Source organism: Thermostichus sp. OS-CIW-26, assembly GCF_054058395.1.
In genome coordinates this window covers 1-23,595 of record NZ_JBSSAG010000039.1, presented here as the reverse complement: position 1 = coordinate 23,595, position 23,595 = coordinate 1, and the positions used below count along the sequence as shown (strand labels likewise).

The 23,595-nt window shown below is 59.4% G+C and carries 23 protein-coding genes, 1 tRNA gene and 1 pseudogene; 14 read left to right on the top strand and 11 right to left on the bottom strand.

The window, feature by feature from the left end:
* Positions 1-134: 134 nt before the first annotated feature.
* Together ACVW0C_RS12550 and ACVW0C_RS12545 are read right to left on the bottom strand one after the other, a co-directional pair.
* Positions 135-500, bottom strand: a complete 366-nt coding sequence (locus ACVW0C_RS12550; RefSeq protein ID WP_011432017.1) for a response regulator — start codon at positions 498-500, stop codon at positions 135-137.
* Positions 501-776: 276 nt separating this feature from the next.
* Positions 777-1,724: an NAD(P)H-dependent glycerol-3-phosphate dehydrogenase gene (locus tag ACVW0C_RS12545; RefSeq protein WP_457385710.1), complete on the bottom strand. Its 948-nt coding sequence runs from the start codon at positions 1,722-1,724 to the stop codon at positions 777-779.
* A gap of 142 nt (positions 1,725-1,866) precedes the next feature.
* Here ACVW0C_RS12545 and ACVW0C_RS12540 point away from each other — a divergent pair, with 142 nt between their 5' ends.
* Both ACVW0C_RS12540 and gcvH read left to right on the top strand, forming a co-directional pair.
* Positions 1,867-2,772, top strand: a complete 906-nt coding sequence (locus ACVW0C_RS12540; protein WP_457385709.1) for an alpha/beta fold hydrolase — start codon at positions 1,867-1,869, stop codon at positions 2,770-2,772.
* Positions 2,773-2,854: 82 nt separating this feature from the next.
* A complete protein-coding gene (gcvH, locus tag ACVW0C_RS12535; protein ID WP_011432013.1) occupies positions 2,855-3,244 on the top strand; it encodes a glycine cleavage system protein GcvH in 390 nt (129 codons plus the stop codon).
* Between the two features lie 21 nt (positions 3,245-3,265).
* On the opposite strand, the gene ACVW0C_RS12530 is transcribed toward gcvH, so the two are convergent.
* Positions 3,266-4,216, bottom strand: coding sequence for a diguanylate cyclase (locus ACVW0C_RS12530; RefSeq protein WP_414388814.1), 951 nt, complete (start codon positions 4,214-4,216; stop codon positions 3,266-3,268).
* A gap of 695 nt (positions 4,217-4,911) precedes the next feature.
* Between ACVW0C_RS12530 and ACVW0C_RS12525 the strand changes: the two genes are divergently transcribed.
* From ACVW0C_RS12525 to ACVW0C_RS12495, 7 genes are all read left to right on the top strand, one after another.
* The gene (locus tag ACVW0C_RS12525) at positions 4,912-5,343 is read left to right on the top strand and encodes a DUF3119 family protein (RefSeq protein WP_457385707.1); all 432 of its coding nucleotides are present in this window, start codon (positions 4,912-4,914) and stop codon (positions 5,341-5,343) included.
* Positions 5,340-6,140, top strand: coding sequence for a peptidoglycan editing factor PgeF (gene pgeF, locus ACVW0C_RS12520; protein ID WP_457385706.1), 801 nt, complete (start codon positions 5,340-5,342; stop codon positions 6,138-6,140). The genes ACVW0C_RS12525 and pgeF overlap by 4 nt, the downstream gene beginning before the upstream one ends.
* 764 nt (positions 6,141-6,904) lie before the next feature.
* Positions 6,905-7,333, top strand: a complete 429-nt coding sequence (locus ACVW0C_RS12515; protein WP_457385704.1) for a DUF6464 family protein — start codon at positions 6,905-6,907, stop codon at positions 7,331-7,333.
* On the top strand, positions 7,330-8,037 hold the full coding sequence (gene pyrF / locus ACVW0C_RS12510) for an orotidine-5'-phosphate decarboxylase (protein ID WP_414344489.1): 708 nt from the start codon (positions 7,330-7,332) through the stop codon (positions 8,035-8,037). The genes ACVW0C_RS12515 and pyrF overlap by 4 nt, the downstream gene beginning before the upstream one ends.
* A 41-nt stretch (positions 8,038-8,078) precedes the next feature.
* Positions 8,079-8,753, top strand: coding sequence for a hypothetical protein (locus tag ACVW0C_RS12505; RefSeq protein WP_457385702.1), 675 nt, complete (start codon positions 8,079-8,081; stop codon positions 8,751-8,753).
* 200 nt (positions 8,754-8,953) lie between these two features.
* Positions 8,954-10,075 (top strand): hypothetical protein, encoded by a 1,122-nt coding sequence (locus ACVW0C_RS12500; RefSeq protein ID WP_457385700.1) that lies wholly within the window; start codon positions 8,954-8,956, stop codon positions 10,073-10,075.
* Positions 10,076-10,097: 22 nt separating this feature from the next.
* Positions 10,098-11,387, top strand: coding sequence for an aminotransferase-like domain-containing protein (locus ACVW0C_RS12495; protein ID WP_457385699.1), 1,290 nt, complete (start codon positions 10,098-10,100; stop codon positions 11,385-11,387).
* Positions 11,388-11,410: 23 nt separating this feature from the next.
* Here ACVW0C_RS12495 and ACVW0C_RS12490 read toward each other — a convergent pair whose 3' ends face one another.
* Together ACVW0C_RS12490 and ACVW0C_RS12485 are read right to left on the bottom strand one after the other, a co-directional pair.
* A complete protein-coding gene (locus tag ACVW0C_RS12490; protein ID WP_457385697.1) occupies positions 11,411-11,749 on the bottom strand; it encodes a hypothetical protein in 339 nt (112 codons plus the stop codon).
* A 36-nt stretch (positions 11,750-11,785) separates the two neighbouring features.
* A complete protein-coding gene (locus ACVW0C_RS12485; protein ID WP_041436116.1) occupies positions 11,786-12,058 on the bottom strand; it encodes a tellurite resistance TerB family protein in 273 nt (90 codons plus the stop codon).
* A 249-nt stretch (positions 12,059-12,307) separates the two neighbouring features.
* Between ACVW0C_RS12485 and ACVW0C_RS12480 the strand changes: the two genes are divergently transcribed.
* Entirely contained in the window at positions 12,308-13,435 is a 1,128-nt protein-coding gene (locus ACVW0C_RS12480; RefSeq protein WP_457385695.1) for an iron-containing alcohol dehydrogenase family protein, read from the top strand.
* Positions 13,436-13,459: 24 nt separating this feature from the next.
* Here the strand turns inward: ACVW0C_RS12480 and ACVW0C_RS12475 are convergent, their stop codons facing one another.
* The 3 genes from ACVW0C_RS12475 to ACVW0C_RS12465 form a co-directional block, all read right to left on the bottom strand.
* A complete protein-coding gene (locus ACVW0C_RS12475) occupies positions 13,460-14,401 on the bottom strand; it encodes a DMT family transporter (RefSeq protein ID WP_457385693.1) in 942 nt (313 codons plus the stop codon).
* 248 nt (positions 14,402-14,649) lie between these two features.
* On the bottom strand, positions 14,650-15,771 hold the full coding sequence (locus ACVW0C_RS12470) for a glycosyltransferase family 9 protein (protein WP_457385692.1): 1,122 nt from the start codon (positions 15,769-15,771) through the stop codon (positions 14,650-14,652).
* A 127-nt stretch (positions 15,772-15,898) separates the two neighbouring features.
* Complete coding sequence (locus tag ACVW0C_RS12465) at positions 15,899-16,747, bottom strand: hypothetical protein (protein WP_457385691.1); 849 nt, start codon at positions 16,745-16,747, stop codon at positions 15,899-15,901.
* A 413-nt stretch (positions 16,748-17,160) separates the two neighbouring features.
* On the opposite strand from ACVW0C_RS12465, the gene ACVW0C_RS12460 reads away from it, so the two are divergent.
* Complete coding sequence (locus tag ACVW0C_RS12460) at positions 17,161-18,441, top strand: DUF4912 domain-containing protein (protein WP_457385689.1); 1,281 nt, start codon at positions 17,161-17,163, stop codon at positions 18,439-18,441.
* Between the two features lie 372 nt (positions 18,442-18,813).
* Here ACVW0C_RS12460 and ACVW0C_RS12455 read toward each other — a convergent pair whose 3' ends face one another.
* Entirely contained in the window at positions 18,814-19,854 is a 1,041-nt protein-coding gene (locus ACVW0C_RS12455) for an anthranilate phosphoribosyltransferase family protein (protein WP_457385688.1), read from the bottom strand.
* 108 nt (positions 19,855-19,962) lie between these two features.
* Positions 19,963-20,925 carry a LysR family transcriptional regulator gene (locus ACVW0C_RS12450; RefSeq protein ID WP_457385686.1) on the bottom strand — a complete coding sequence of 321 codons (963 nt, stop codon included), beginning with the start codon at positions 20,923-20,925 and terminating at the stop codon, positions 19,963-19,965.
* Positions 20,926-21,049: 124 nt separating this feature from the next.
* On the opposite strand from ACVW0C_RS12450, the gene ACVW0C_RS12445 reads away from it, so the two are divergent.
* The 3 genes from ACVW0C_RS12445 (at position 21,050) to ACVW0C_RS12435 (ending at position 23,407) form a co-directional block, all read left to right on the top strand.
* Positions 21,050-22,201, top strand: coding sequence for a serine hydrolase domain-containing protein (locus ACVW0C_RS12445; protein ID WP_457385685.1), 1,152 nt, complete (start codon positions 21,050-21,052; stop codon positions 22,199-22,201).
* A gap of 55 nt (positions 22,202-22,256) precedes the next feature.
* Complete coding sequence (locus ACVW0C_RS12440; protein WP_457385684.1) at positions 22,257-23,285, top strand: XdhC family protein; 1,029 nt, start codon at positions 22,257-22,259, stop codon at positions 23,283-23,285.
* Positions 23,286-23,333: 48 nt separating this feature from the next.
* A tRNA-Met gene (locus ACVW0C_RS12435) sits at positions 23,334-23,407 on the top strand.
* Positions 23,408-23,428: 21 nt separating this feature from the next.
* On the opposite strand, the pseudogene ACVW0C_RS12430 reads toward ACVW0C_RS12435, so the two are convergent.
* Positions 23,429-23,595 (bottom strand): annotated as a pseudogene (locus ACVW0C_RS12430) (IS5-like element ISSoc13 family transposase); the annotation flags it as partial.

Below are 23,595 nucleotides of genomic sequence, written 5' to 3'. Positions count from 1 at the left end.
ATCGTATTCTTGACCTATGCGTGATGACAACGATATTCACATGGCCGACACTGCGTTTTTAAAGGGCGTCGGCTACGGTCGGCGCTATCCTTCCCCGCCCTGAAGGACGGGGCTTGCCGCGCCTTTTGGTCAACTCAAGACAATTGGGCAGCAACGGCTTTCAGCAGGCGTTTCTGGTCAACGGGCTTCGTCAGATAGGCATCGGAGCCAAAACATAGCCCCTGTTCAATCTCTTCGGGAGAGATTTTCGAGGAGAGAAAGACGAAGGGGATGTGAGCTGTAGACTGATCCCATCTCAGGGCATCCAGCACCCCATAGCCGTTCAGCTTGGGCATCACCACATCGCACAACACCAAGTCGGGCATCAGGGTGCGCACCATCTGCAAGCCCTCTTCTCCATCGGTGGCCGCCACCGTGTCGTACCCCGCTCGTTGCAACACCTTCTGCAGATAGGTGCGAATAGAGGGTTCGTCTTCAATCACCAGGATGCGTTTGGACATAACTTTGTAAAAAATTAAACAAAGACCTGGCCCAACCTGTCGGGCCTACTGTCCGCCTTCCCGGAGCCAGAGAGATCCGAGTTGATGCAAGAACAAGTCGAAGAACTACAGCTGCAGCATAGGGAAACTCTGGAAAAAAAAACTCCGCCAAATCGCTCATTCTGGGATCTCCCTGCTCTGCAAAAATCCTGATAGAGTGCGGAACAACTTTCCTCATCCGCAGATTTGCGGTTATGCCAGAAACCCCCCTCCTCCTTTGGGAGAAGTGAAGGCAGCCTATTCCGAAGTCAGTTGACGTTCCATCAGGCGGGTGAGGGCGGCGGTGGGGGTGGTCTGCCCTTGCAACAACAGATGCACTTCCTGGGTGATGGGCACCTGAATGCCGTGCTGGGCAGCGATCTCGACCACGACGGGAGCGGTGTAAACCCCTTCGGCGGTGCCCTCGATCTCCGCCAAAATCTGCGACAAGGGTTGGCCCTGGCCTAGCCCGTAGCCCACTCGGTAGTTGCGGCTCAAGCGGCTGTGGCAGGTGGCCAGCAGATCCCCCAACCCCGACAGGCCATTGAAGGTTTCTGCCCGTGCCCCCAGCTTAGATCCCACCCGGATCATCTCTGCCAGGCCGCGGGTAACCAGAGCCGCACGAGCATTGGCCCCCAGTTGCAAGCCATCACACACGCCAACAGCGATGGCAATGACATTTTTCAGAGTGCCGCCTAGCTCCACTCCCAGCGGATCGCTGCTGGTATAGAGGCGGAACCGCTCCGAGGAAAGGGCATACTGCACCTGCACAGCGGCCCAGGGATCCCGGCTGGCCACCACTGCCGCTGCCGGCAAGCCTTGGCGGATCTCCGCCGAAAGATTAGGCCCCGAAAGCACCACCAGGGGCTGCTCCGGGAAGGTGGCCCCCCAAATTTGGGTAGGGGTCAGAAGCTGCAGTGGATCCAACCCTTTGGTGGCCGAGACCAAAATTGCCTGCGGCGGGATCCCCACTTGGCGCACCGCTTCCACCACAGGGCGTACCCCCGCCATAGAGACGGCTGAGATGAGGATTTGGGATCCCTGGAGCACTTCTGCCAAATCCAGGCCCTTGCGGCGATTCCAAACCCGCACCCGGTGCCCTTGCCCCTGAGCCAGCATCGCCAGGGTACTTCCCCAAGCCCCGGCTCCCAAAATGGCAACGCTTTGCGGGGATGTTGGGCTGTGGCCTTCTGCGCTAGTGTTCATCTAATCTGTTCACCCGCAGACTTTCTCTTAAGCTTTCTTCGTAGGATGCCTCTCAAAAAGCCTGCGCCGGCAAAGGGAAGACCGGCGACAAAGGTTAGTATGGGTGGATACCAAATCATGGGTTAGCTCGAGAGCAGACGACATGGCAGAAGCAGGGATCCCCCGCCTTCCTCCTGAGGTAGCCGCCAAGATGGGAACCTGGCAGCACGGCTATGCCCTTACCAATGGCATTCAACTGCACTACGTCACCCAAGGGGAAGGAGAGCTGGCGATCTTGTTGCACGGTTTCCCGGAGTTTTGGTACTCCTGGCGGCATCAGATTCCGGTGTTGGCGCAGCGGTTTCGCGTGGTGGCACCCGACATGCGCGGCTACAACGATTCCGACAAACCGGATCACGGCTACGACTTGGATACCCTTACTGAGGATATTCGCGGCTTGCTGAGGCACTTTGGGGCTCAGAGGGCGGTGGTCGTAGCCCACGATTGGGGGGGAGCCATTGCCTGGCACTGGGCGCAATTTTTCCCTGAGGAGATTCGCAAGCTGGCCGTCCTCAATTCTCCCCATCCGGCCTGCTTTCGCCGGGAATTCTTGAGCAACTTGGATCAACTGCGCCGCAGTTGGTACCTGTTCTTTTTTCAATTGCCTTGGCTGCCAGAGTGGGTGCTGCAGTGGGATTTGGGAGATTGGGTGCGCCGCATTTTCCAGGAAACCTCGGTGCGCAAAAGCGCCTTCACCCGCCACGACCTCAAGCTCTACCAAGAGGCCCTCTCCAAACCCAAGGTTCTCACCTCTGCCCTCAACTACTACCGCCAGCTGTTTAACCTGCCCACCTTGCAGAACCTGTTTTTGCAGCCCATGCGGCAAATCCTCGCCCCTACCCTGCTGATTTGGGGAGAAGAAGACTTTGCCCTCAGCCGCGAGCTAACCGAGGGGATGGATCCCTTTTTCCCCAACGGCCTGCGCAAGGAGTACATCCCCGAATGCGGCCACTGGGCGCAACAGGAAGCGCCGCAAACCGTAAATCGGCTGCTGATGGAGTTTCTCTAGTGGGCCGGGCTTGGGATCCGCCCTTTACCATCTCCGAGAGTTCACCCTAGAATAATCCACTGAATTCTACGGGAGAACCGGCATGGCCCTGGAGTATCCATCCCATCTGCGCTACGTGGACACCCACGAGTACATCCATGTTGAGGATGATATTGCGGTGATTGGGATCACAGCTTATGCCGTCGATCAACTGGGGGATATCGTTTTCGTGGGCTTGCCCGAAGAAGGGACAGAGATTGAAAAAGGGGAAAGCTTTGGCTCGGTGGAATCGGTCAAGGCCGTTGAAGATCTCTATGCCCCTCTTTCTGGAGAGGTGGTGGCCGTGAATACAGCGGTGGTGGAGAGCCCCGAAAGCCTTGCCGACGATCCCTATGGCGATGGCTGGCTGATCAAGGTGCGCATTGCCAACCCCGAAGATCTCGAGGACACCATGAGCGCCGAAGCCTACGCCAGTTTGGTGGAGGGATCCTAAACTCCAGCAGTTGGCCCTGAACTACAGCAAAGTCTCTCGGTTACCCCCCTCAGCTTTGGCTTGGTAGAGGGCCTTGTCGGCAGCAGCCAGCAGACTTTGTGGGTCAGTTCCCTCTCCCAGCTCCAGCAGAGAGGCGATGCCCACACTGCAGCTTAGGGAGATGGTCTCCGTCCCCGCCTGCACCAACAGGGTTTGGACAGCCTGCCGCAAGCGTTCTGCCAGCCCTAGGATCTGCGAGTTCGGGATCCCGCGCACCAGCAGGGCAAACTCATCGCCCCCCAAGCGGGCCACCAGATCGTCTTGGCGAACGTGAGCTTGCAATCGCCGCGCCACCTGGATTAAGGTTTGATCCCCAGCCCAGTGCCCCCAGCGGTCGTTGATTTGCTTAAACCCATCCAAATCCAGATAGAGCACGTGGAGGGGAATGCGATGGCGAAGGGCAAAGGGGATCTCCAGCTCCAGTTGCTCCAGGAAAAAACGTCGGTTATGCAAGCCAGTCAGCGGGTCGTGGAGGGCGGCAGTGGCCATTTGCAAAAAGAAGGCTTCTTCTGCCGCGTCGTAGTAGGCAAACTTGAGGGTGCTGGCCCCCACTTGAATGCGATCTCCATCCTTCAGGAGAACGCGGCTGATGCGCTCGCCGTTGACATAAGTGCCGTTGAGGCTCTCCAGGTCGGTGAGAACATAACCCTCACTTTCTCTTTCCAGCCGACAGTGCTGCCGGGAGACGGCGTGATCCAAGAGCTGAATGTCCGCGCGGTGGCTGCGCCCCAAAACTCCACCCCTCGCCAAGGGAAACGTCATGCCCACATTGGCGCCGCTGAGCACCGTTAGAAAGGCCGCAGTTGCCTCAGGCTGGGGTCTGCGCTCGTAAAACTCCAAGGGGATCTGAGTGGTTGGCTCCTCTGGCAACTGAGAGAGAGGGTCGAGAGGCATGGAGAGGCCCAACGAATTGTGCGGGTTAGCAGTAAGCACTCGTTATATCCGTATTATGCCGGTTTTCCCAAGGGCGCATTTGGGTAGATGGGGGTCGTCTTGCCGGTTCTGATCTGTAAACTTGCGGAACTCTGGAGTTTATCGTATACCATCGCACGCGGTGAGGCCCTCAGTTGAGAGCTACGCGAGGATTCCATCCCGCCTGCGCGGTTGTATCGGCCAGCTGTGGGAAGAAGCTCAATGGCAAACCCCAATTTCCCCAGGATCCCAAGTATTTTTCGGGATAACTCAAAAAACGGGTTCGGTTTTCCCCTCGTTCCCTGATTTCGAGAAGAGCATGACTCTAGTCAATAATAAGCTCAACTATACTGAAAATAATGTATAATATGTTCAGTACGGATTACTACCAGTTGATCTTTCTGTTTACTTTCGAGTCTGCCAACATGGTAGCCAAAGCAAAGCAGAAAATTGGTAGTAAGACGACACGGAAACTGCGCTTTGGGTATTCTACTCAAAGCTTTGCGGGATACCGCCATTCTGTTCGGACTCCGTCCCGCTGACGCGAATGGAAACAAACAGAATGCTATCGCTGCATAGTTGAACAGTGATGTTCAGCAGTGTTCAGCGTAAATGTATCAGGCTCTCTCCTCTATGTCCTACAGATCCTCTGACTTCTGAAGAGTTGCCGAGGCGGCCTAGAATGGGTCTGGGATCCCCGAGAGGAGAAATGGGGCATGATTAGACCCAATTCTGCCCATCTATTGACCCCGGATTTTCGCCTCAGCCTGTCGGTGTTGGCTTTGGCAGTGCCGCTGTTCTGGCTTTCGTTTTGGGCGGGGCTGGGGGTGGGCCTGTTTGGCCTATTTTTGGTGGTGCAGACCTCTCTGATCGGTCTGGCCTTTACCAGAACGGCGCTGCAGGTCTACAGCGGCTCCAGGCGCATCCGCGAGTTCCCCTACAGCGAGTGGCAGGATTGGCAAATTTTCTGGCCGCCGCTGCCGGTGTTGTTCTTTTTCCGAGAAACCAAAAGCATTCATTTTTTGCCGATGCTGTTTAACCCTGCCGAGCTAAAGATGTGTTTGGAAGAGCGGGTGGGCCATCTCCGCGCCCAACATCGGTCTCAAGGATCCCCGCCCACTGCTGGCCTGGGTAGCTCTCGCCAATGAGTGGCTCCGCCTTGTGGGTTTGGCAGCAGGCAGGGAGATGGCGCTGGCTGGAGTGTCAGCTTTTGGCGGAGTGGCCTCATGCTTTTGGCTCTCGCCAAGGTCATCCCCATCCCCCGTCTCAGTTGGCCGCCCGGCTGCAACTGCCCCCTGAACAGGCCGCGTGGGGCCATCAGGTGCATGGCTGCAACTGGGTTTGGGCAGATGGGATCACCGAAACCTTTGGACACAAACGAGAGCAGGACTGCTCTGCTGGTCAAGGGATCCCTACCCGTTCTCAGGCAGATGCGGTCATTGCCCGCCGCCAAGGAGATTCTGCCTGGGTCTGCACCGCTGACTGTGTGCCGATTTTGGTGGCCAGTCGAGAATGGGTGGCGGCCATTCACGCCGGGTGGAGAGGCACTGCTGCGGGGATCTTGTCCAAGGTGCTGCAGGAGTTTTTACAGGCGGGGATCCCTGCTGCTGGGATCCGCGTGGCCATCGGGCCTTCCATTTCGGGGTCGGTCTATCAGGTGTCAGAGGAGGTGGCGGAGCTGGTGCTGAACAGTTTACCCCCGGGGCTGGATGCCCGCGCCGCCCTGTTGCCCGATCCTCTGCCTGGCAAGGTTCGCCTGGATCTGCGCTGGGTCAACGGTGCCCAAGCCCAAGCCCAAGGGATCCCCCCTGAACACATTGCCGTCAGCCCCCATTGCACCCTCAGCCAACCCCAAGATTTCTTTTCCTACCGCCGCGATGGATCCCTGAAGGATGAGCAGGGCCGTCATTGCGTGCAGTGGTCGGGAATCGGCCTGCGGTCGTAGGCAGACTTGACCCAGTTCTGCCCGGAGGAACGGGAAGTAGTGGCTATAATTGCGCTCAAGACAGGGCTGATACATTTACGCTGAACACTGCTGAACATCACTGTTCAACTATGCAGCGATAGCATTCTGTTTGTTTCCAAACAGAATGGCGGTATCCCGCAAAGCTTTGAGTAGAATACCCAAAGCGCAGTTTCCGTGTCGTCTTACTACCAATTTTCTGCTTTGCTTTGGCTACCATGTTGGCAGACTCGAAAGTAAACAGAAAGATCAACTGGTAGTAATCCGTACTGAACATATTATACATTATTTTCAGTATAGTTGAGCTTATTATTGACTAGAGTCATGCTCTATCTAACTACTGGAGATCCCATGGTTTACCGCGCTGTTTTCTGGGGATTAGCTGGGATGGCTTTGGCTTTCTCTCTCGCTTTCCTTGAGGAGGCTAACGCTCAAACCTCGCTGACTGGCATCAACCGTGACAGCGTACTGCAACTGAACCTTGGGTCGGGACGCAGCCTCCCTCGGGTACCTGTGGGCGGTTCAGGTTCTGAGGAGGGCCGGGATCCTGCTGCTCCTTCGGCGCAAATGTGGGCAGAGTGGCATATTCGCGCCAATGTCTGTACCGGAAACCTATCCACAGAAGAACTGGCGGAGCTGTTTCCATTGGTGAATCAAGCTCTAGTGGATGCCGTTTGCCGGGGAGGAAGTTAAAGGTTGTCCAGGCTGGCGGTAAGGTGAAGAAGGAGCCTCTAGGTCGCTGCTGCATGGATTTTGAGAAACTTTTGGAGGAATGGGCTGCAGCCTTTGCCCAAGTGGCCGAAGAAAGTTTGGCCTCTTTGGAGACTGCCCTGACGGAGCTGGCAGAGCACTTGGCTGTGCCTTTACAGGAAACCCTTAGGCAGTGGGAAGCCCTCTGGAATCTGGAGGAGGAAGTGGAGCTGGAGCCTGAGCCAGAACCCTTTGAGGAAACCCTCAACCCTTCTGGCGAATCTTTCACCACCAGTCGTTTCTTCGTCAGCCCGATAGGATTTGGGGGCGTGGTTGTTTACACTTACGTGGCTTCGCCGCCAGAATACATCGGGGATCCCACCTGCCGCTACAATGCCCATTCTCCAGAGTTGCGCTGTGCCGTCAACCCCTGCGGCCCCTGTGAGGGCTGTCCCCACTATGAGCCCCGGAATGAGCCCCGATGAAGGGTGACCGCCTGATTGTTGCGCTGGATACTTCTTCTCAAGAGCAGGCTTTGAAGTGGGTGGACTCTTTGCCGCAGGTGCTGTGGTGGAAGGTGGGTCTGGAGTTGTTCACTGCTGCGGGTTTTTCCGTTCTGCAGGCTCTCAAGGAAAGGGGCAAGCGCATTTTTCTGGATTTGAAGCTGCACGACATTCCCCACACCGTGGGGAGGGCTACGGAGGTGGCCGTCAGCTATGGAGTGGATCTGCTCACCGTCCATGCTGCCGGCGGCAGTGCCATGTTGCGGGCAGCCGTGGCAGCTGCCCAGGGCAGTCCTTGTCGACTATTGGCGGTTACCCTCTTAACCAGCATCAGCCCCCCGCAGGTGCGACAGGAACTGGGCATCGAGATGGATCCCGCCGACTATGTGTTGCATTTGGCCCGGCTGGCTCAAGCTCAAGGCTTTACTGGACTGGTTTGCTCTCCTCAGGAGGTCTCGCGGTTGCGCCAAGCTTTGGGGCCGGAGGTTTTGCTGGTTACTCCCGGGATCCGTCTGGGCCAAGCCAAGGCGGGGGATGGAGAGGAGGATCAACAGCGCATCTGCACGCCCGACGAAGCTCTGCGGGCAGGAGCCGATTATCTGGTGGTGGGCCGCCCCATCACCGCTTCTCCCGATCCCGTGGCTGCCTTGCGGCGCTTCCAAGCCTCATGGGATGCTGCCGGGTGAGGGTGTGGGGAGATGCCCGATGTTATTGGGGTAGTTCTGTAATGCAACGACGCCGTAGGCTTGTGCAGTGGATCCCTGAAAATAGGCCGACTGGATCCGGCAGGAGGCGTTGGCTGGGAGCCGGTTTATCGGTGGTTTTGGGCCTGGTCAGCACTCCTGGGCGCGTTAGGGGTGCGGAGCATTTCGTTCCGCCAAGAGGGGAAACTTGCCTGGCTGCTCCTCAGGTTTGGGCTGAGGCTCTAACGGAGCAGTTGCCTTTGTTTCTCAATCTGGCCTTGAGCCGCTCCCGCTCTGAGTTTCAGGTTGTGCTGGTGGGGAAGCCGGAGGTTGAAATGCTCTCTCCAGGGTCTCCGGCCCGCTTACGCCAACAGGAGCTGGCTCCGGTTTTGCCGGACACCGCAACTGCTGTTTCGCCAGAAGCTTTTCGGCTGTATTTCACCACGCTGGAGCGCCGCTTGGTCTTGCCCCAACACCCCCAAAAGGAGGGCAACTCCTTGGCCGGTCGGCGCAGCGAAACCCTGCAACTGGCCTACGAGGCTTATGTTCTGCGGGCTGCTCCTGGGGATCCCTGGCGGTTGGTGCGTCTGCAGGTAACCGGATCGGGGATCCCCATTCGCGATGTAACGAATGGACTCACTGCCCAGGCCATCCGCCGCTGGCAACAGTCGGGTTGCCCCTTGACGGGCGATCTAGAGTTGACTAGACCTTCTCTCTAGCGGCGCGGAGTGCTTTGCGTCAGCATGAGTGCGGGAGTATGTCACGCGGGGAGATTCTCTTTTGGAAGTAACGAAGGGGCACTTTTTCTCCCCAACCGGCCAAGAGTAGAGGGCGTTGGATGTTCTGCTGCCGGTCGAGGGCCCACCCCGTGTAGGGATAGTGTTCTGCACTGCTCATGCGAACAGGCTAGGGTGTACCCATGAAGTTTCCCCCCGCCACACCCCGCCCGGGCAAGCGGCTGCCCCGCGGCTCATTTCCCCGCCTGAGCTCCTCCAACAGGGACAACCATCGCCGTCGGCGTTTGGTTGGTTTTGGTTTCATGGGCCACTGGCTGCTATGGGGAGGGATGGGCCTTCTTTTGGGGCAGCGACTCCGCTCTTGGGGGCAACCGGCTCCTCTGCAGTGGTGGCGCGTTTTGCCGGTGAGCAGTTCTGAGGGATCCCTGACTTTTGTCCAACCGGAACTGCCTCTCTACCACTCGTTCGCGTCAGTGGTGCGGAGCACTTTTGCAGACGGGCTACTGCCCTGGCTGGCTCAGGGAACCGGGATCCCGGCTGAAGGGATCCTGCACATCTTCTCAGCTATGGCCTGCTTGGCCATTCTGCTGTTGTGCTGGAGCTGGGGCAACTTCTGGAGTGCCGGTCTATGGGGACTCAGCCCCTGGGTGTTGACCCAAGGGTTGGAGCCAGGCAGCGAGATTTTGGGCAGCCTGGTTTTGCTTTGCAGTTGTGGTGTTGGGCCGGGATCCACCTTGCGCTGGTGGGGTCTGGCCTTAGCTTGTGCCCTGTCTTATAAGGTTTGGCCCTTGGCTCTGCTCTGGGCGGGGCTGTGGACGAGCCAGCAGTGGCCGCGGCAACCTTTGCGTTCGCGTCAGCGGCTCGGAATATCAGGACTGCTTTTGCTGCTGCTGGTGATGGGGCTTTCCTGGCTGGGACGGTTTAATTTGCCGGCTACCTCTGCTGAGGTGATTCCCTATCCTCTCAGCTCCCAAAGTGGCTTGGCTGTTTTGGCTACTTTGATGCTGCCCTTGGGGTTGAGCTTGGTGCGGCTGGGCTGGCCTTGGGCGGAACGGCAACAAGCCCTGCTCAGCTTGGCCGGCTTGGGCCATGTCCTCTGGGTGGGAGTGCTGGCAGCAGTGTTTTGGGATCCCCAAGTGAACACCCTACAGCAAAGTGCTCGCTGGGGTTTGGTGGTGCTCCCCTTCCTATGCCTGAGCGCCGGCGGCGTCTTGGCTGAGATCCCCTACCGGAGCTGGCGGCGGGTTTTGGGATCCCTACTCCTGGGCAGTTCTTTCTTGTTATCGTGGCAGGCATTGGCCTAAGGTATTCTTTCTCTTGCTTGCCATGACCCAGACCTCGTCCGCATCGGCACCGCGTAGCACTTCGCGGCCCTTGTTGCAAACCCTTTTTGCCCAACGGGCTCAGGCTGTGATCCCTTCTCCTTTCGGGGCGGAGATCCCAGGGGCGGTGCCAGTGGTTACCAGTTTTACCTTTGGGCTGGCGGATCCGCGTCTGTTCCCCAAGGCCGACTTGGCGCGGGCCACGGCGGAGGTGTTGGCAGAGGATGGGGACAATGCCCTCAATTACGGCGGCACGTTTGCCGGGCTGATCAACGTGGTGCTGCAGTTGATGCGGGATAGAGGGGTAGAGGCCCAGCCGGAAAACCTACTGATCGGCTATGGCTCTGGGCAGATCCTCGGCCTGTTGCCTCAGGTCTTCGTGGAGCCGGGGGATGTAGTCATTGTGGAAGGGCCCACCTTCATGGGGGCTGTCAGCCGTTTTGCGGCGGCAGGAGCGCGTCTGATCTCGATTCCGGTGGATGGGGAAGGCATGGTGGTGGATCGCCTGGAAGAGGTGCTGCGCGATCTGGCTCGCCAAGGGATCCGCCCCCGATTTGTCTATACCATTCCCACCTTCCAAAACCCCAAAGGCTGCACCCTCTCTGGGCCACGGCGGCAGAAATTGGTGCAGTTGGCAGCTGAGTACGGTGTGGTGGTGGTGGAGGACGAGGCCTACTACGACCTGCGCTTTGCCGGGGATCCCTTGCCCAGTTTGGCTGCGCTGGATCGGGAAGGCTGGGTTCTTCATGTGGGCACCTTCTCCAAGATTGTGGTGCCGGGGGTGCGGGTGGGTTGGGCCTGTGGTCACCCTGAGATCATCCGCCGCTTGGAGATGTTTCGCAGCGAGGGATCCCTGGGGCCCTTTTTGGGCCGGGTGGTGGCCCGCTATTGCGGGGAGGGCCGTCTGCAAAGCCACATTCAACTCCTCACCCGTCGCTACCGAGAAAAGTGCCAGGTGATGCTGGAGGCCATCGCTCAATATTTTCCGCCCGAAGTCAAGGTGGAGGCCCCTGGGGGTGGATTTTTCGTCTGGTGTGAGCTGCCCCCTTTCCTAAGCGCCAGCACCTTGTTGCAGGCTACTCGCGCCCTGGGGGTCACCTTCCTACCGGGCACCCACTGCTTTGCCGACGGCCAAGGAGACCATGCTCTGCGCCTGGCCTTTAGCTACCAACCGGAAGAGCGCATTGTCAGCGGCATCCAGATTATTGGGGAGCAACTGTACAGACTGATACACTCTTGCGCCAGCGGTGCGGAGCAGCAAGGGAAGGAGCTCTCCAAAAGCATGGATCCTTGAAGCCCAGAGCGCAGATTTCCCGCTCACCTGCCCCCCACAGCCTTGGCCACGCGCCGGAAAAATTGCCCAACGCCCTTCACCAGGTTGGGTGCAGCTTCTGGACGAGCCGGGATCCCGGCCATGAGGGTGTAGTAGTCATCCAAGAGGGTGTGCTCTTCTGGAGAGACCGTGTTGTCCGCGATCATCAGGTTGCCGATTGCTCCCAAAAGTTGCATGCGCTCGGTTTCGCTGGCCTGGGCAAGATAATCGGCCATCCAGCGCTCGGTTTGCTCCATCGGGATGGGCTCTTGGATCAGCTGGAAATCGCGGGAGCCCCGCACTGTACCCGTAGGGTCGGTGTCGAGAGGAAAGTCCGCCTCCATGGTTATAATTGTACTGCGGACACCAGAAACGGTTGTTTAAGGCACTGGTAACGGTCGATTGGGGGTGCTGTAAACCACCCCAGAGGCTCGTGGTTGGCTTGCCAACTGCAGGGCTACCGAAAGCCCGCCCTGTACTGCGAAGGTCAGGGTCGGGTAGTTTACTTCTCGCAGCTCGGTATCGTGCTCCAAACCATAGCGGCGCAGCAGGGATCCCAAGTAGGCCAATTCCTGGGGTTCCAAATGCCCATCGGCCCAAGCAGAGCCGGCCACAATTTTGAGCATGAGCTGATGTTGAGTTGTGGGGTTCATGGTGGGATCCCTTGCTGAGAACTGTTGTCGCTACGCGACACTTCTGCGAACGTGTCAGGGGGCCAGAGACCTTAGAGGCTGCAGAGTTGAGGGGATGAACAGCTTAACTATAGCCAGACCTTGGGTGAGCCATCTGCGTTCGCGCCAGCGGTGCACAGCCCTTTTTTCGGCTAGGATCGTTATCTATATTACGAACACTGAGCTGTTTGCGATAGCGGGACGGAGTCCTTTTTCTCGCCCATTCTTGCAATGCTGAGCGCCTCTCCTTGCCAATTGGATCTTGCCATTCCGGCCCCAGGTCGGCTGTACCGCGGCAGCGGCATTCTGGAAGCTGTGCCCCTTGCGGTACTGGGATCCCGTGTGCTGGTGATCGGGGGGGAACGCTCCTTGGCTGTAGTTGAGTCCCCTCTGCAGCGCAATTTCGCCCGGGATCCCGCCCTCCAAGTTCACTGGACTACCTACGGGGTAGATTGCAGCGAGTCGGAGCTGGCGCGTTTGCAGGCGCTAGCCATGGCGGAGTCCACAACCGGCATCTTGGGGGTAGGCGGGGGCAAGGCTCTGGATACGGCCAAGCTGGTGGCCCACCGGCTGCGGATCCCCGTGGTTACCGTGCCCACCTCTGCTGCCACCTGTGCCGCCTGGAGTGCCCTATCCAATATCTACTCCAACAGCGGCGCTTTTCAGCGGGATGTGGCCTTGGATCAGACCCCAGCCGCCTTGATCTTGGACTACGACCTCATTCGTCAGGCTCCCCCTCGCACCTTGGTAGCCGGGATCGGAGATGCCTTGGCTAAGTGGTACGAGTCTTCCGTCAGCAGCGGCGCATCGGAAGATGCTCTGGTGATTGGGGCAGTGCAGCAGGCCCGCGTCCTGCGGGATTTGCTCCTCCAGCAATCGGCGGCGGCCTTGAGGGAGCCGGGCGGAACCGCTTGGAAGCAGGTGGTGGATGCCTGCATCTGCCTGGCGGGGATCGTCGGCGGCATGGGTGGGGCTAAGTGTCGCACCGTGGCCGCCCACGCTGTCCACAACGGGCTAACCCACTTGTCGGGGCACCGGGCCACCCTGCACGGCGAGAAGGTGGCTTTCGGCATTTTGGCCCAGCTCCGCCTAGAAGAGATCCTGCAGGGAAGCCAGTTGGCGCTGGCAGCACGTACCCAGTTGCTGGAGTTCTACCGCCAGGTGGGGCTGCCCCTCAACTTGCGGGATCTCAAGCTAGGTCACTTGGGATCCGCCGACCTGCTGCATGCTGCCCAAGTGGCCTGCCAGCCAGGATCCGACATCCACCACCTGCCCTTCCCCGTCAGTCCAGAAGCCCTGTTGGTGGCCCTTACCACCACAGACCTGACCAGCTCCAGCCCTGTTCTCCCTCGGCTGTAAGTCCTGGCAGAGGATATCTGTCTGCTATCCAACTCCGCCGGTACGGGCCTGGGTCGGCATTGTGGGCAGGCGGGCTTCGCCGTAGGCTCCAGAGGTGGCGCCCACCAAGATCAAGGCTCCGCCCATCCAAGTCCACCCATCCGGGATCTCGGCAAACACCCAAAACCCGATTAGGCTGGCCCAGAGCAGACGGGAGAAATCCAGAGGCAGCAGCATCGTCACCTCAGCCAGCTTGTAGGCCTGAGCGAGGGCCACATGGCCAATGCTGCCCAGTAGCCCCATGGCCACCATCCACAGCCACTGCTCAGGAGAAGGCCAGGTCCAAACCCAGACGGCAGCCAGAAAGGAAAGGGGGGTCTGCAGCAGGCCCATGTAGGCCGTAATCGTGAGGCTGGACTCGGTGCGGGAGAGGATCTTGAGCACGATGGTCACCCAGGCAAAGAGTGCTGCCGCCCCCAAGGCCAGGCCTGTTCCCAGAGAAAACTCTCGGAAGCCTGGCCTCAACATCACCAAAGCCCCGGCAAACCCCAGGCCCAATCCCAGCCAGCGGGACGAGCGCATCTGCTCGCCCAACACCCATACCGCCATCGTGCCGGCAAACAAAAGTTGAACAAAGCTCAGCGCCGTAGCTTCTGCCAGAGGCAACAGGCTGGCTGCCCAAAAGGAGAGCAACATCCCCACCGTGCTGATCGCCGAGCGCAGGAGGTAAAACTCCATCTTGGTGGTGTGCAGAGACTGGATCCCAGCCCGCAACACCAGCGGCGACAGGGCGAGAAACCCGAATAGGTTGCGCAAAAACACAATCTGAAAGGGGTGAAGGGCGGGAGTGTTGAGCCGGATGATCGCGCCTAAACAGGCAAAGCAAGCAGTGGCCAGCAGCTTCAGGGCAACTCCTTGCCAGAGCCTTATTTTTCCCCACCCTGCAAAGCGGCTCAGCTGGTGGCGATACCACATCTCCAAAGTCACAGCTCACACCCAAATGGTTTAGGCACTAAGTTTTCAGCCTTGAACTCTCAGCTTAAACGGACTTCCAGGGATCCGAACTGCGCCCCTGGGCACTCCTTGCTGCCCACCGGCCCCCCTGATTCCCAGGGGGAAAAAGATGGGGATCCCAAGACATGGCCATTTCAAGTAGCCATGAAACAACTCACCCCGTCGCTCCATAGCTCCCCTCTCTCTTTGGGAGAGGGGCTGGGGGTGAGGGCGTGGAACCTCTAGGTTTGCTTGAGAATCTCTTTCAAGTAGCCGATGACCGTTTCCGGCTTGAGATGGGCCATACAGGGATGACCCTCCACCAGGCAGGTTTCGTTTTTGAACTTGTTCTCTGCGCAGACCCGGCACTTGTAGGCGGTTTGGGTGAGGTAAACGTGGGGCAGACGAGGAGCCCACAGTCGCACCGGGCTGGCCCCATCCCCATCGGCATCGTTGCCAAACAGGGCAATGGTGGGACAGCCCACTGCCGCCGCGATGTGCATCGGCCCCGCATCCACGGAGATACACACCCGCGCCCGCTTCAGGGCCCCCGCCAGCTCCATGAGGCTGGTTTTGCCCCGCAGGTCAACCATTCCCGTTTGCGCCAGCAGTTCGTCTTCGCTGCTGCCGCCGTGGTAGAGGGATCGCTGCAGCTCCGGCGCGCTGCCGATCAGCCCCACCTGCAGGCCCTGGCCTTGGCACCACTGGATCACCTGCCGCCAGTACTCCAGAGGCCACATCTTGGCGCGGCGGGTAGTGGTGATGTGCACCAAGACCTCTGGCACCGGAAAACCGGGATCCCGGCTGGGCAGCTCCAGGCGGAAAAAATCCGTCTCCACGTACGCCAGGCGACAGAAGATTTCGGCGATGTAGTTGCTGGTGAGGATATCTTTGTAGCGCTGCAGAAACTCCAGGCCGTTCCAGTCGTCGTCTTGGAGCATGCGCTGCACCGGGTCGGAGCCGGGGTCCAACTTGCGGCGAAAATCCAGAGTCAAGCCGGCCCCGGCAATGTACTGGGGGCGCAGGGCCGTTACCGCCACCAGGTTGAGCTCGCTAAACTCGTCGCAATTGATGGCCAAGTCGTAGGGGCCGGCCTGGGTCACCCGTTCTCGCACAGCAGCGGTCAGGGCCTCGAGGTAATCGGGACGACGGCTGTAGAGAGGAAAGCTGAAGTCGATGTAGGGGCAGTGGAGCTCAAAGTCGCGGGTAATCTCGCTGCCAAAAAAATCCAGCACACAGCCGGGGTATTTTTCCTTGAGGCCCCGCAACAGCGGGATGGTAACCACAAAATTGCCCACCTTGCTGGAGGAAAACACCGCCAGGTGGGGATGTTCCCGCAGAGGTTGGTTGGCAAACCGTTGCATAAGGCTGGGATCCCCAGGAAGATATCAACCCCGCTGGAGGTGGTGCGGGTGGTGCAGACAGAGCACTTTTGCTAGGCTAGCATTCCTCTGTCCTGTGCTTTGATGGCCATGCTGGGATCCCTGGGCCTCAGGGGAGACTGGCTTGGCTGCCATCCCAGATGACCACCACAGCAAAGCGATCCAGAAAGCCATCTGTCGCATTCATCTGGCGCAGGCTAAAGGCATCTTCGGCGGAAATCACCAGGTCGTAGCCAAGGGTACGGATGGCGCGAATGCGGTGAGGCCGTTCCCCGATGCGGTTCACCAGTGAGCGGGCCTGCTCTTCCGAGGTGGCATAGGCAGCTGTGCCCTCGCTGCCCACAAAGGCCGCGTTGAGGTCTTGGCCAAGAGTAACGGGGGTATAGACTTGATTGCCATCGGGATCAAACAAGCGCATTGACTGGCTAGGCAAGAAATCCAAGCCTCGTGCATCCACAATCAACCCTGTCACTTGCGGTTCCCGCCGCTGGGATCCCGCCTCCAGACCCGTTCCGCCCCCTGGCCCTTGGCCTGTGCCCACCCCTGAGCCAGGACTGGCTCCGCGCACCCCACTCTGGCCGCTGCCCGGCCCGATCACTTCCCCCTGCCGGGATCCAGAGCCACTGCCGCCAGGGCTGGTGCCGAACTGCCGCAACAGATCCAGATCGAAAACCGGGCCTTCTGCCACTTCTCCATGGCCGGGTTGGGCCGGCTGGACTTTTGGATCGGCTTGATCTGTTTGTGGGAGCGGAACAGAATCCTGGGTTACTGGACGCCAGGGCGTTGCTTCAGAAGCGGGCAGGGTAGGGGATCCCCCTTGCAAGCGGTAAAGGGGAGGAAACAGCGTTTGGGCATCCACAGCTTCCACCGGCAAGACCGGCCCCGCCAGCAGGATCCCCAGCGCTGCCCAACTCATCTGGATCCCGGAACCTTTCCCGGCAGGCTTCCACCACCTCATCCCAACACCTCTTGGCCACGAAATCTGCGGCCCATCTCGCAACAGCTCACCTTTCCCCCATGCTACCCAGGCGAGGCCGGTTCGGCAGGGGATCCCGCGCAGTCTTCCCCTTGGCTTGAGAGCAGCTGGGGCTCCTGGCCTCTCCCTAAAGGTGGGTCGGAGAACAAGAGATTGATCCCCAGCGATCCCCAGGGTCTTGACCGACAGGCAAAAATACGCAAACATGGGTTCATCATTCTTGATGATCCCCGTTGATCCCCACCTGTGGTCATCAGCGGCTGGAGAGCCCGAGGCAAGCCGATACATCAGCAGGTTCAAGGTTGTCCTCAGAACCACAAGCTGGGATCGGCCCATAGGACAAAAGCTGGAGCATTGCACGAAGCCCGATTTGTCGAAGACAGGAGACCCCGACCATGCCACAAGAGCGGATCCCGTTGGAAGAAATGACCATCCGGCAGTTGCGGGAAGAAGCTGCCCGCTATCAGATCCCCAAATACAGCCGCATGACCAAAGACCAGCTGATTGAGGCCATTCGAGAGACCCAAGTCAAAGCTGGCCGCCCTGTCGATGCCATGCCGGAGCCCAAGGGGCAAGAATCGGTCACCCAAACGAAGTTTAGGGGTCAAGAGGTTGCCGGCAAGACGGATCTGGCCGATGTGGACAAAGGGCTGGGGGATCTGCCGGAGGGCTATGGGGAAAGCCGCATCGTTTTGCTGCCGCGGGATCCCCAGTGGGCCTACGCCTATTGGGATGTGCCCAACGAGGCTAAAGAAAGCAAGCGCCGCGAGGGCGGCCAACAGTTGGCGCTGCGCCTCTACGATGTGACGGATATCGATTTCAGCTACCAGCCGGCCCACAGCATGCAGGAGTACCCCTGTGACGAGTTGGCGCGGGAGTGGTATTTGCCGATCCCGGTGAGCGATCGTTCCTACATTGTGGAGATCGGCTACCGGACGGCAGATGGCCGCTGGCTGATGTTGGCCCGCTCGGCTGCAGTGATGGTGCCGCCAGTCTTTCCCTCCGACTGGTTTGAAGAGCACTTCCTGACAGTGCCCTTCGACATGGCTCTGCAGGGCCGCACCCTTTACCAGCTCAGCGAGCCCTACAAGCGCAGCGCCACCGGCATGGGCGTGGTGGACTACAAAGGCGATGAGCCGCAGCAGGGTGCCACGGTCGATCCCTTCCTGGAAATGGTGGGTGGCTTTGAGGCGATGCGGGTGGCGGGATCCCTGTTTGGCAGCCACCAGATGGGCAGCCGCCAATTGGTGCCCGAGCAGGCCATCAGCTCGTTTATCATCCCCTCGGGTGTGGGCATGATGGGGATGGCCATGGCGGAGGTGCCCGCTGCTCCCTGGATGGCTTCAGGATCCGGCCTGGGCCTGTTCTCGGGGGCTTCCGAAGTGCTGCCGCAGCGCTCTCGCAAGTTCTGGCTGGTGGCCGATGCCGAGCTGATTGTCTATGGGGCCACAGAGCCGGATGCTACCGTTACCATTGGCGGGCGCAAGATCCAGCTCAACCCCGATGGCACCTTCCGCTTCCACATGGCTTTCCCAGACGGCAACATCGACTTCCCCATCTTCGCCGTGGCTGCCGATGGCGAGCAAAACCGGGAGATCCACATGACTTTCGACCGCCGCACCCTCTCCCGCCGCACCAACACCAAAGAAGAGGCCATCGAAGAGTTGTTGCCCTGAAGGATCCAACCTTTCCCTTCTTGCCCCCTGGAGCTGGCCGGGGGGCTTTCTTTCCTGGGCTGGAGAGCTTGACTCTAGTCATCGAAACAGGGGATCCCAGCCCTAGGAGAGCATGACTCTAGTCAATAATAAGCTCAACTATACTGAAAATAATGTATAATATGTTCAGTACGGATTACTACCAGTTGATCTTTCTGTTTACTTTTGAGTCTGCCAACATGGTAGCCAAAGCAAAGCAGAAAATTGGTAGTAAGACGACACGGAAACTGCGCTTTGGGTATTCTACTCAAAGCTTTGCGGGATACCGCCATTCTGTTTGGAAACAAACAGAATGCTATCGCTGCATAGTTGAACAGTGATGTTCAGCAGTGTTCAGCGTAAATGTATCAGGTCGATCACCCGGATCAGTTGTTTCAGCTTCTCCATCACCCGTCCAGAGCGAAGCAGGTCTTCCGCCTGTTGGATCCCTTCTGGCAAGGATGGGGCGTGGCCGAGGAGCCACAGATAGCTGCCCCCATTCCAGAGAACGGCTGGGGTGAGTTCACAGGGATCCCCGCTGAGCACCTGCTGCATCTGTTGGAGCAGCTCTTTCTCGCCGGAGAGGGGAATCTCCGGGCCTGCCAAGTGACAATCGCGAGCCTTCAAGAGCAGCCGTTTCCCGCCCTGGTTGAGAATGGCCGCCCGTTCCCGCGGCAGGTCGCAACTGCCTTCCAAACCTTTGACGGTGGTGAATTGCCGGATCTCCCGCAGGGCAAACAGCTCCAGCATCGTGGCCTCGGTGGGCGGATGCACGTACCCGGCCACCAGGTGAAAGGGGCCTTGGTAGGGCGTCCAGACCAGTTCCAAGGTGGCCAAGGGGGGGCGCTTGCCGATTTGATCCCGGTAGTCCATCAGGGCCTGAGCCTGGGGAAAACAGGTGGGCAAATACAAAAATCCCAGCCCGGTTTGTTCCAGCAGTTGCCCCACCCGCTCCAGGGATAGCCCCCGCCAATCCACCCCCAAGCTCCGCCACACCGTTTCCAAAGGCAGCCCATACTTGGTGGGACAGAAGCCAGAGCCATGCAGCAAAACGGCTGACCCTGCCGCTGCCAGCAGCAAAGCCACCAGCACCCCCAGCGGTGCCGTCCGCGAGCGGCCATCGTAGGGATGGCCAAAGATGATCAAGGGATGAGGCAGATCCTGCCGGGGCAGAAGAGGGCCGTCTTCTGCGTAGGCATCCAACATACCGGCCAGCTCCTCGGCAGTGGGGCGCTTGATGCGGTGGGCAATTAAAAAAGCCCCGATCTGGGCGGGAGTGGCCTCCCCCCGCAGGAGCATTCGAGCAGCGCTGGCGGCCTCTGCCCGGCTGAGATCCTGGTGGGTGTGGGTGCCGCTGCCGATTTTTTTCAACAGCTCGCGAAACTCTTGGCTCATAGCATCGGCGGTCGGGAGCGCTGGGCTACTCAGGATAGGGGGAGATAAGGGCGGAACACTTGAAACTACCGATATGGGTATTTGACCAGAAATTTCTACAAAAGGTCTCTACAAAACCGACAACAGCCCAGCAGAGGGCCAATGGGGATCTGCGCCGGAAGCAGGCTCAGCATTACCAGACTGCCTGATAAGCTGGGCGGCCAACTGCAAAAACCGGCGAATGGGAGGGATCCGATAGCGATCGCTGGTGGTGACCATAACCACCTGTCGCCTCAATAGGGGGGGCTCGGTGGGTCGCACCTGCAAATCCGGATCGGCGCAGCAGTCCACCAGGGCCGACTCCGGCAGGAGGGCAATGAGCTGCCCCTGTCGCACCACCCCCCGAAAGGCATCCAAGGTGTTCAGTTCCAGGGCTGCTTTCAGGGGAAGCCCCTGTCGGGTCAGATGGGATCCCACCAAGGAGCGCATGGCATAGCCATCCTTGAACACGGCCTGGGGATACTCCGCCAGCACCTTCCAGGGGATCTGCTCGTAGCGGCTGAGGGGATGGTTGGCGGGCATCAATACTTGAATTGGCTCGGAGTACAGTGGCTCCACCACCAGCTCTGCCCCCCGCGTCATCAGGGGGTTCTCCATCACCAGGGCCACGTCCACCAGCCCATCTCTGAGCACCTTTAAGGCGCGGTCGCTGCCCAGAGCGGTAACCCGCAACTGCACCTCTGGGTACTCCCGGCAAAACTGTTGCAGCACCGGCGGCAGTTGATGGGCGATCAGAGAATGGATCCCAGCAATGCAGAGCTCAGTTTGCTGGCCCTGCAGCCATTCTCGAATGCTTTCCTGAGCCCGCTGCCATTCTTGACAGATGCGACGGGCATGGGGCAAAAGCCGTTCCCCGGCCACAGTTAGGGCCACCGGGCTTTTGCGATGCAACAGCGGAGCGCCCACTGCTTCTTCCAGGGCCTGGATCTGGCGGCTAATGGCCGATTGGGTCAGACCGCTGAGGCGAGCAGCGGCCAAAAAGCTGCCCGTTTCCACCACGTTCAAAAAAGCTTGCAACAACTCCAGCCGCACCTGGGATCCCTTGATGATGTAGCCTGCCGTGGTGGCATCCTAGCTGGGGAAGCGGTAGGCTTTTGTAAACACCGTTACAAGTTGTTTGTTGGACTGGGGATCCCCAAGCCAGGAGGAGAAGCAGATGGGTTGGGATCCAGCCTTGCTGGAGGGGCTGCTCAACTCCGCCATTCCGCACCTTTTCCCCGCTGCCCAAGTGGCCATCCGCCACAAGGGAAGGTGTATTTACTCAAGGGCGGCAGGTTATCTCGACCCTGAGACCCGGCGCCAACCGACAACCTCGGCCACCCGTTTTGACCTGGCCTCGCTGACCAAGCTGTACACCGCCACCGCCTGCATGGCCCTGGTGGAAGCCGGAGCGTTGCTGCTGGATCAACCGGTCAGTCTCCTGTTGCCGGAGTTTCAGGGATCCCGCCCCATTGCCCCCTATGAAGATCCTCTGCAACCAGGGGAATGGATAGCTGCGGAGCCGGAGTCCTTGGGCCAGCTTATTGCAGCAGAACAGGTGACGGTGCGACAGTTGCTGGCCCACACCGCCGGTTTGCCCGCCTGGCGACCCCTTTTTCGACAGCCCGATGCCGAATCTGCCCGGCACATGGCTTTGCACACCTTTTTGGCCTACAGACCAGGATCCCGCACAGTCTACAGCGATCTTGGATTGATCCTGCTGGGGCTGGCTTTGGAACGTCTGAGCGGAACCCGTCTGGATCAGATCTTGTACGCCCGGATCTTGCAGCCTCTGGGCCTGAGCCAAACTCAGTTTTATCCAGGGGATCCCTTTGACCCATCCTCTGTCTCTGGCTCTTGTGCCCCCACCGAGCTGTGTCCTTGGCGAAAGCGCCGCCTACAGGGGCAGGTTCACGACGAAAATGCCGCCCGCCTGGGCGGGATCGCCGGCCATGCCGGACTGTTTGCCACGGCAGAGGAAGTAGCTGCTTTCGGGGAGAGTTTTTTGACGGGATCCCTGTTGCAGCCGCAGACGGTGAGGGAAATGACCCGCGAGCAGTTGCCTCAGCAAGGGGATGCCCACCGCTGTCACGAGCGCCGGGGTTTGGGGTTTGCCTTGCGCTCCCCGGATCCCTTGGCCAGCAGCTACCCGTTCAGCCCCAGCGCCTTTGGCCACACCGGCTTCACCGGAACCTCCCTGTGGATCGATCCAGAGCGGGAGCTGGTGGTGACGCTGCTCACCAACGCCGTCTACCACGGTCGGCGGGAGAACGGGTTCCAGGCTTTCCGGGTTGCCTTCCATCAGGCCATCCTAGAGGGGCTTTCTTGATCATTGAGTCCCTGACCGTTCCCGCTAGGGTGCCGTAGGCATAACCGAGGCTGAGGTGGACGAGACCTTTTCCCGACAGTTGGCAGATATGCTCTCCCGCGGGCCGCTGGTGGTGGCCACGGTGGTCCGCACCCAGGGATCTGTGCCTCGCCAGGCGGGGGCAAAACTGGCCGTGGGATCCGATGGCACCCTGTTGGGCACTGTTGGCGGTGGGGCTGCCGAAGCGGAAGTCATTGCCCGAGCGCAAACCCTTTTGCAGACCGCTGTTCCCGTTGGCGATGGCGATGGGGAGTCCTCGCCGGCTGGGATGCCGGTTTCCCTCGATCTCAACAGCCCTCCCCTGGGAGTTTGCGGGGGACGGATGCACATTTGGCTACAGCGATGGCAGGGATCCCCTGCCCAAACATTGGCGGCCCAGATCCTCCAGGCTCTGACCCAAGGGCAAAGGGCTTGGCTGATCACTCCCCTCCATCCTCAGGGGTTCCCCTACCTCAGCCTTAGCGACAGCGGTGCGGAGCACTTTGCCCCCCTGCCATCCCGCCCACAGCTCCTCGCGGGATCCTGGGTCGAGCCCCTCCTCCCTTCCCCCACCCTGCTGATCGTCGGAGCGGGCCACTGCGGCCTATCCTTAGCCCAGATCGCCCATTTGGCCGGCTTTCGCATTTGGGTACAGGACGATCGCCCGGACTGGGTAACCCCTCAGCGCTTTCCCGTTGCCGAGCGGCTGTGCTCAGAACCCTTTGCCCAACTTATCCCCCATCTGCACAGGATCCCGCAGCTCTACGTCGCTCTTGTGACCCGCAGCTACAGCCTCGATTGCCAAATCCTGCGGGCCATCTACCACTCCGGCCTGACCTCCCACTACCTGGGGATGATCGGCAGCCGCAAGCGGGTACAAACCGTACTGCGAACCCTGGCCCAGGAAGGGATCCCGGAGACCGCCTTTAGTCGGCTCTTTGCCCCCATCGGTCTGGAGATCCACGCCGAAACCCCCGCCGAGATTGCCATCAGCATCACCGCCCAGCTCATCCAGGTGCGACGGGGATCCCCGAAGACAATACCCACACAAAAGGGCGAAACTTAGGCGTAGGCTTGCCGGTTAGCCGGAGGACAAGCTAGGCTAGAAAAGCGCCGCGGGGTAGAGCAGCCTGGTAGCTCGTCGGGCTCATAACCCGAAGGTCACTGGTTCAAATCCAGTCCCCGCTATACCTAGGTTGTGTTGATCTTTCATTTGAGCCAAAAGAGAGCACTGACGAGATAGAGAAAACTCAAGAAGTTCCTGGCCAATTTGTCAAAACAAGAAAATAGATGCCGGTACTGCTTTAACTTATGAAAAAAGCATTCGATTAAATGCCTCTCTTTATACAGATGCTTGTCATAATGCCGCTGCGTCT

Coding starts and splice junctions, on each gene's coding strand:
- ACVW0C_RS12550 (WP_011432017.1), bottom strand. CDS start 500: ATGTCCAAACGCATCCTGGTGATTGAAGACGAACCCTCTATTCGCACC.
- ACVW0C_RS12545 (WP_457385710.1), bottom strand. CDS start 1,724: ATGAACACTAGCGCAGAAGGCCACAGCCCAACATCCCCGCAAAGCGTT.
- ACVW0C_RS12540 (WP_457385709.1), top strand. CDS start 1,867: ATGGCAGAAGCAGGGATCCCCCGCCTTCCTCCTGAGGTAGCCGCCAAG.
- gcvH (WP_011432013.1), top strand. CDS start 2,855: ATGGCCCTGGAGTATCCATCCCATCTGCGCTACGTGGACACCCACGAG.
- ACVW0C_RS12525 (WP_457385707.1), top strand. CDS start 4,912: ATGATTAGACCCAATTCTGCCCATCTATTGACCCCGGATTTTCGCCTC.
- pgeF (WP_457385706.1), top strand. CDS start 5,340: ATGAGTGGCTCCGCCTTGTGGGTTTGGCAGCAGGCAGGGAGATGGCGC.
- ACVW0C_RS12515 (WP_457385704.1), top strand. CDS start 6,905: ATGGATTTTGAGAAACTTTTGGAGGAATGGGCTGCAGCCTTTGCCCAA.
- pyrF (WP_414344489.1), top strand. CDS start 7,330: ATGAAGGGTGACCGCCTGATTGTTGCGCTGGATACTTCTTCTCAAGAG.
- ACVW0C_RS12505 (WP_457385702.1), top strand. CDS start 8,079: ATGCAACGACGCCGTAGGCTTGTGCAGTGGATCCCTGAAAATAGGCCG.
- ACVW0C_RS12500 (WP_457385700.1), top strand. CDS start 8,954: ATGAAGTTTCCCCCCGCCACACCCCGCCCGGGCAAGCGGCTGCCCCGC.
- ACVW0C_RS12495 (WP_457385699.1), top strand. CDS start 10,098: ATGACCCAGACCTCGTCCGCATCGGCACCGCGTAGCACTTCGCGGCCC.
- ACVW0C_RS12490 (WP_457385697.1), bottom strand. CDS start 11,749: ATGGAGGCGGACTTTCCTCTCGACACCGACCCTACGGGTACAGTGCGG.
- ACVW0C_RS12485 (WP_041436116.1), bottom strand. CDS start 12,058: ATGAACCCCACAACTCAACATCAGCTCATGCTCAAAATTGTGGCCGGC.
- ACVW0C_RS12480 (WP_457385695.1), top strand. CDS start 12,308: ATGCTGAGCGCCTCTCCTTGCCAATTGGATCTTGCCATTCCGGCCCCA.
- ACVW0C_RS12470 (WP_457385692.1), bottom strand. CDS start 15,771: ATGCAACGGTTTGCCAACCAACCTCTGCGGGAACATCCCCACCTGGCG.
- ACVW0C_RS12465 (WP_457385691.1), bottom strand. CDS start 16,747: ATGAGGTGGTGGAAGCCTGCCGGGAAAGGTTCCGGGATCCAGATGAGT.
- ACVW0C_RS12460 (WP_457385689.1), top strand. CDS start 17,161: ATGCCACAAGAGCGGATCCCGTTGGAAGAAATGACCATCCGGCAGTTG.
- ACVW0C_RS12455 (WP_457385688.1), bottom strand. CDS start 19,854: ATGAGCCAAGAGTTTCGCGAGCTGTTGAAAAAAATCGGCAGCGGCACC.
- ACVW0C_RS12445 (WP_457385685.1), top strand. CDS start 21,050: ATGGGTTGGGATCCAGCCTTGCTGGAGGGGCTGCTCAACTCCGCCATT.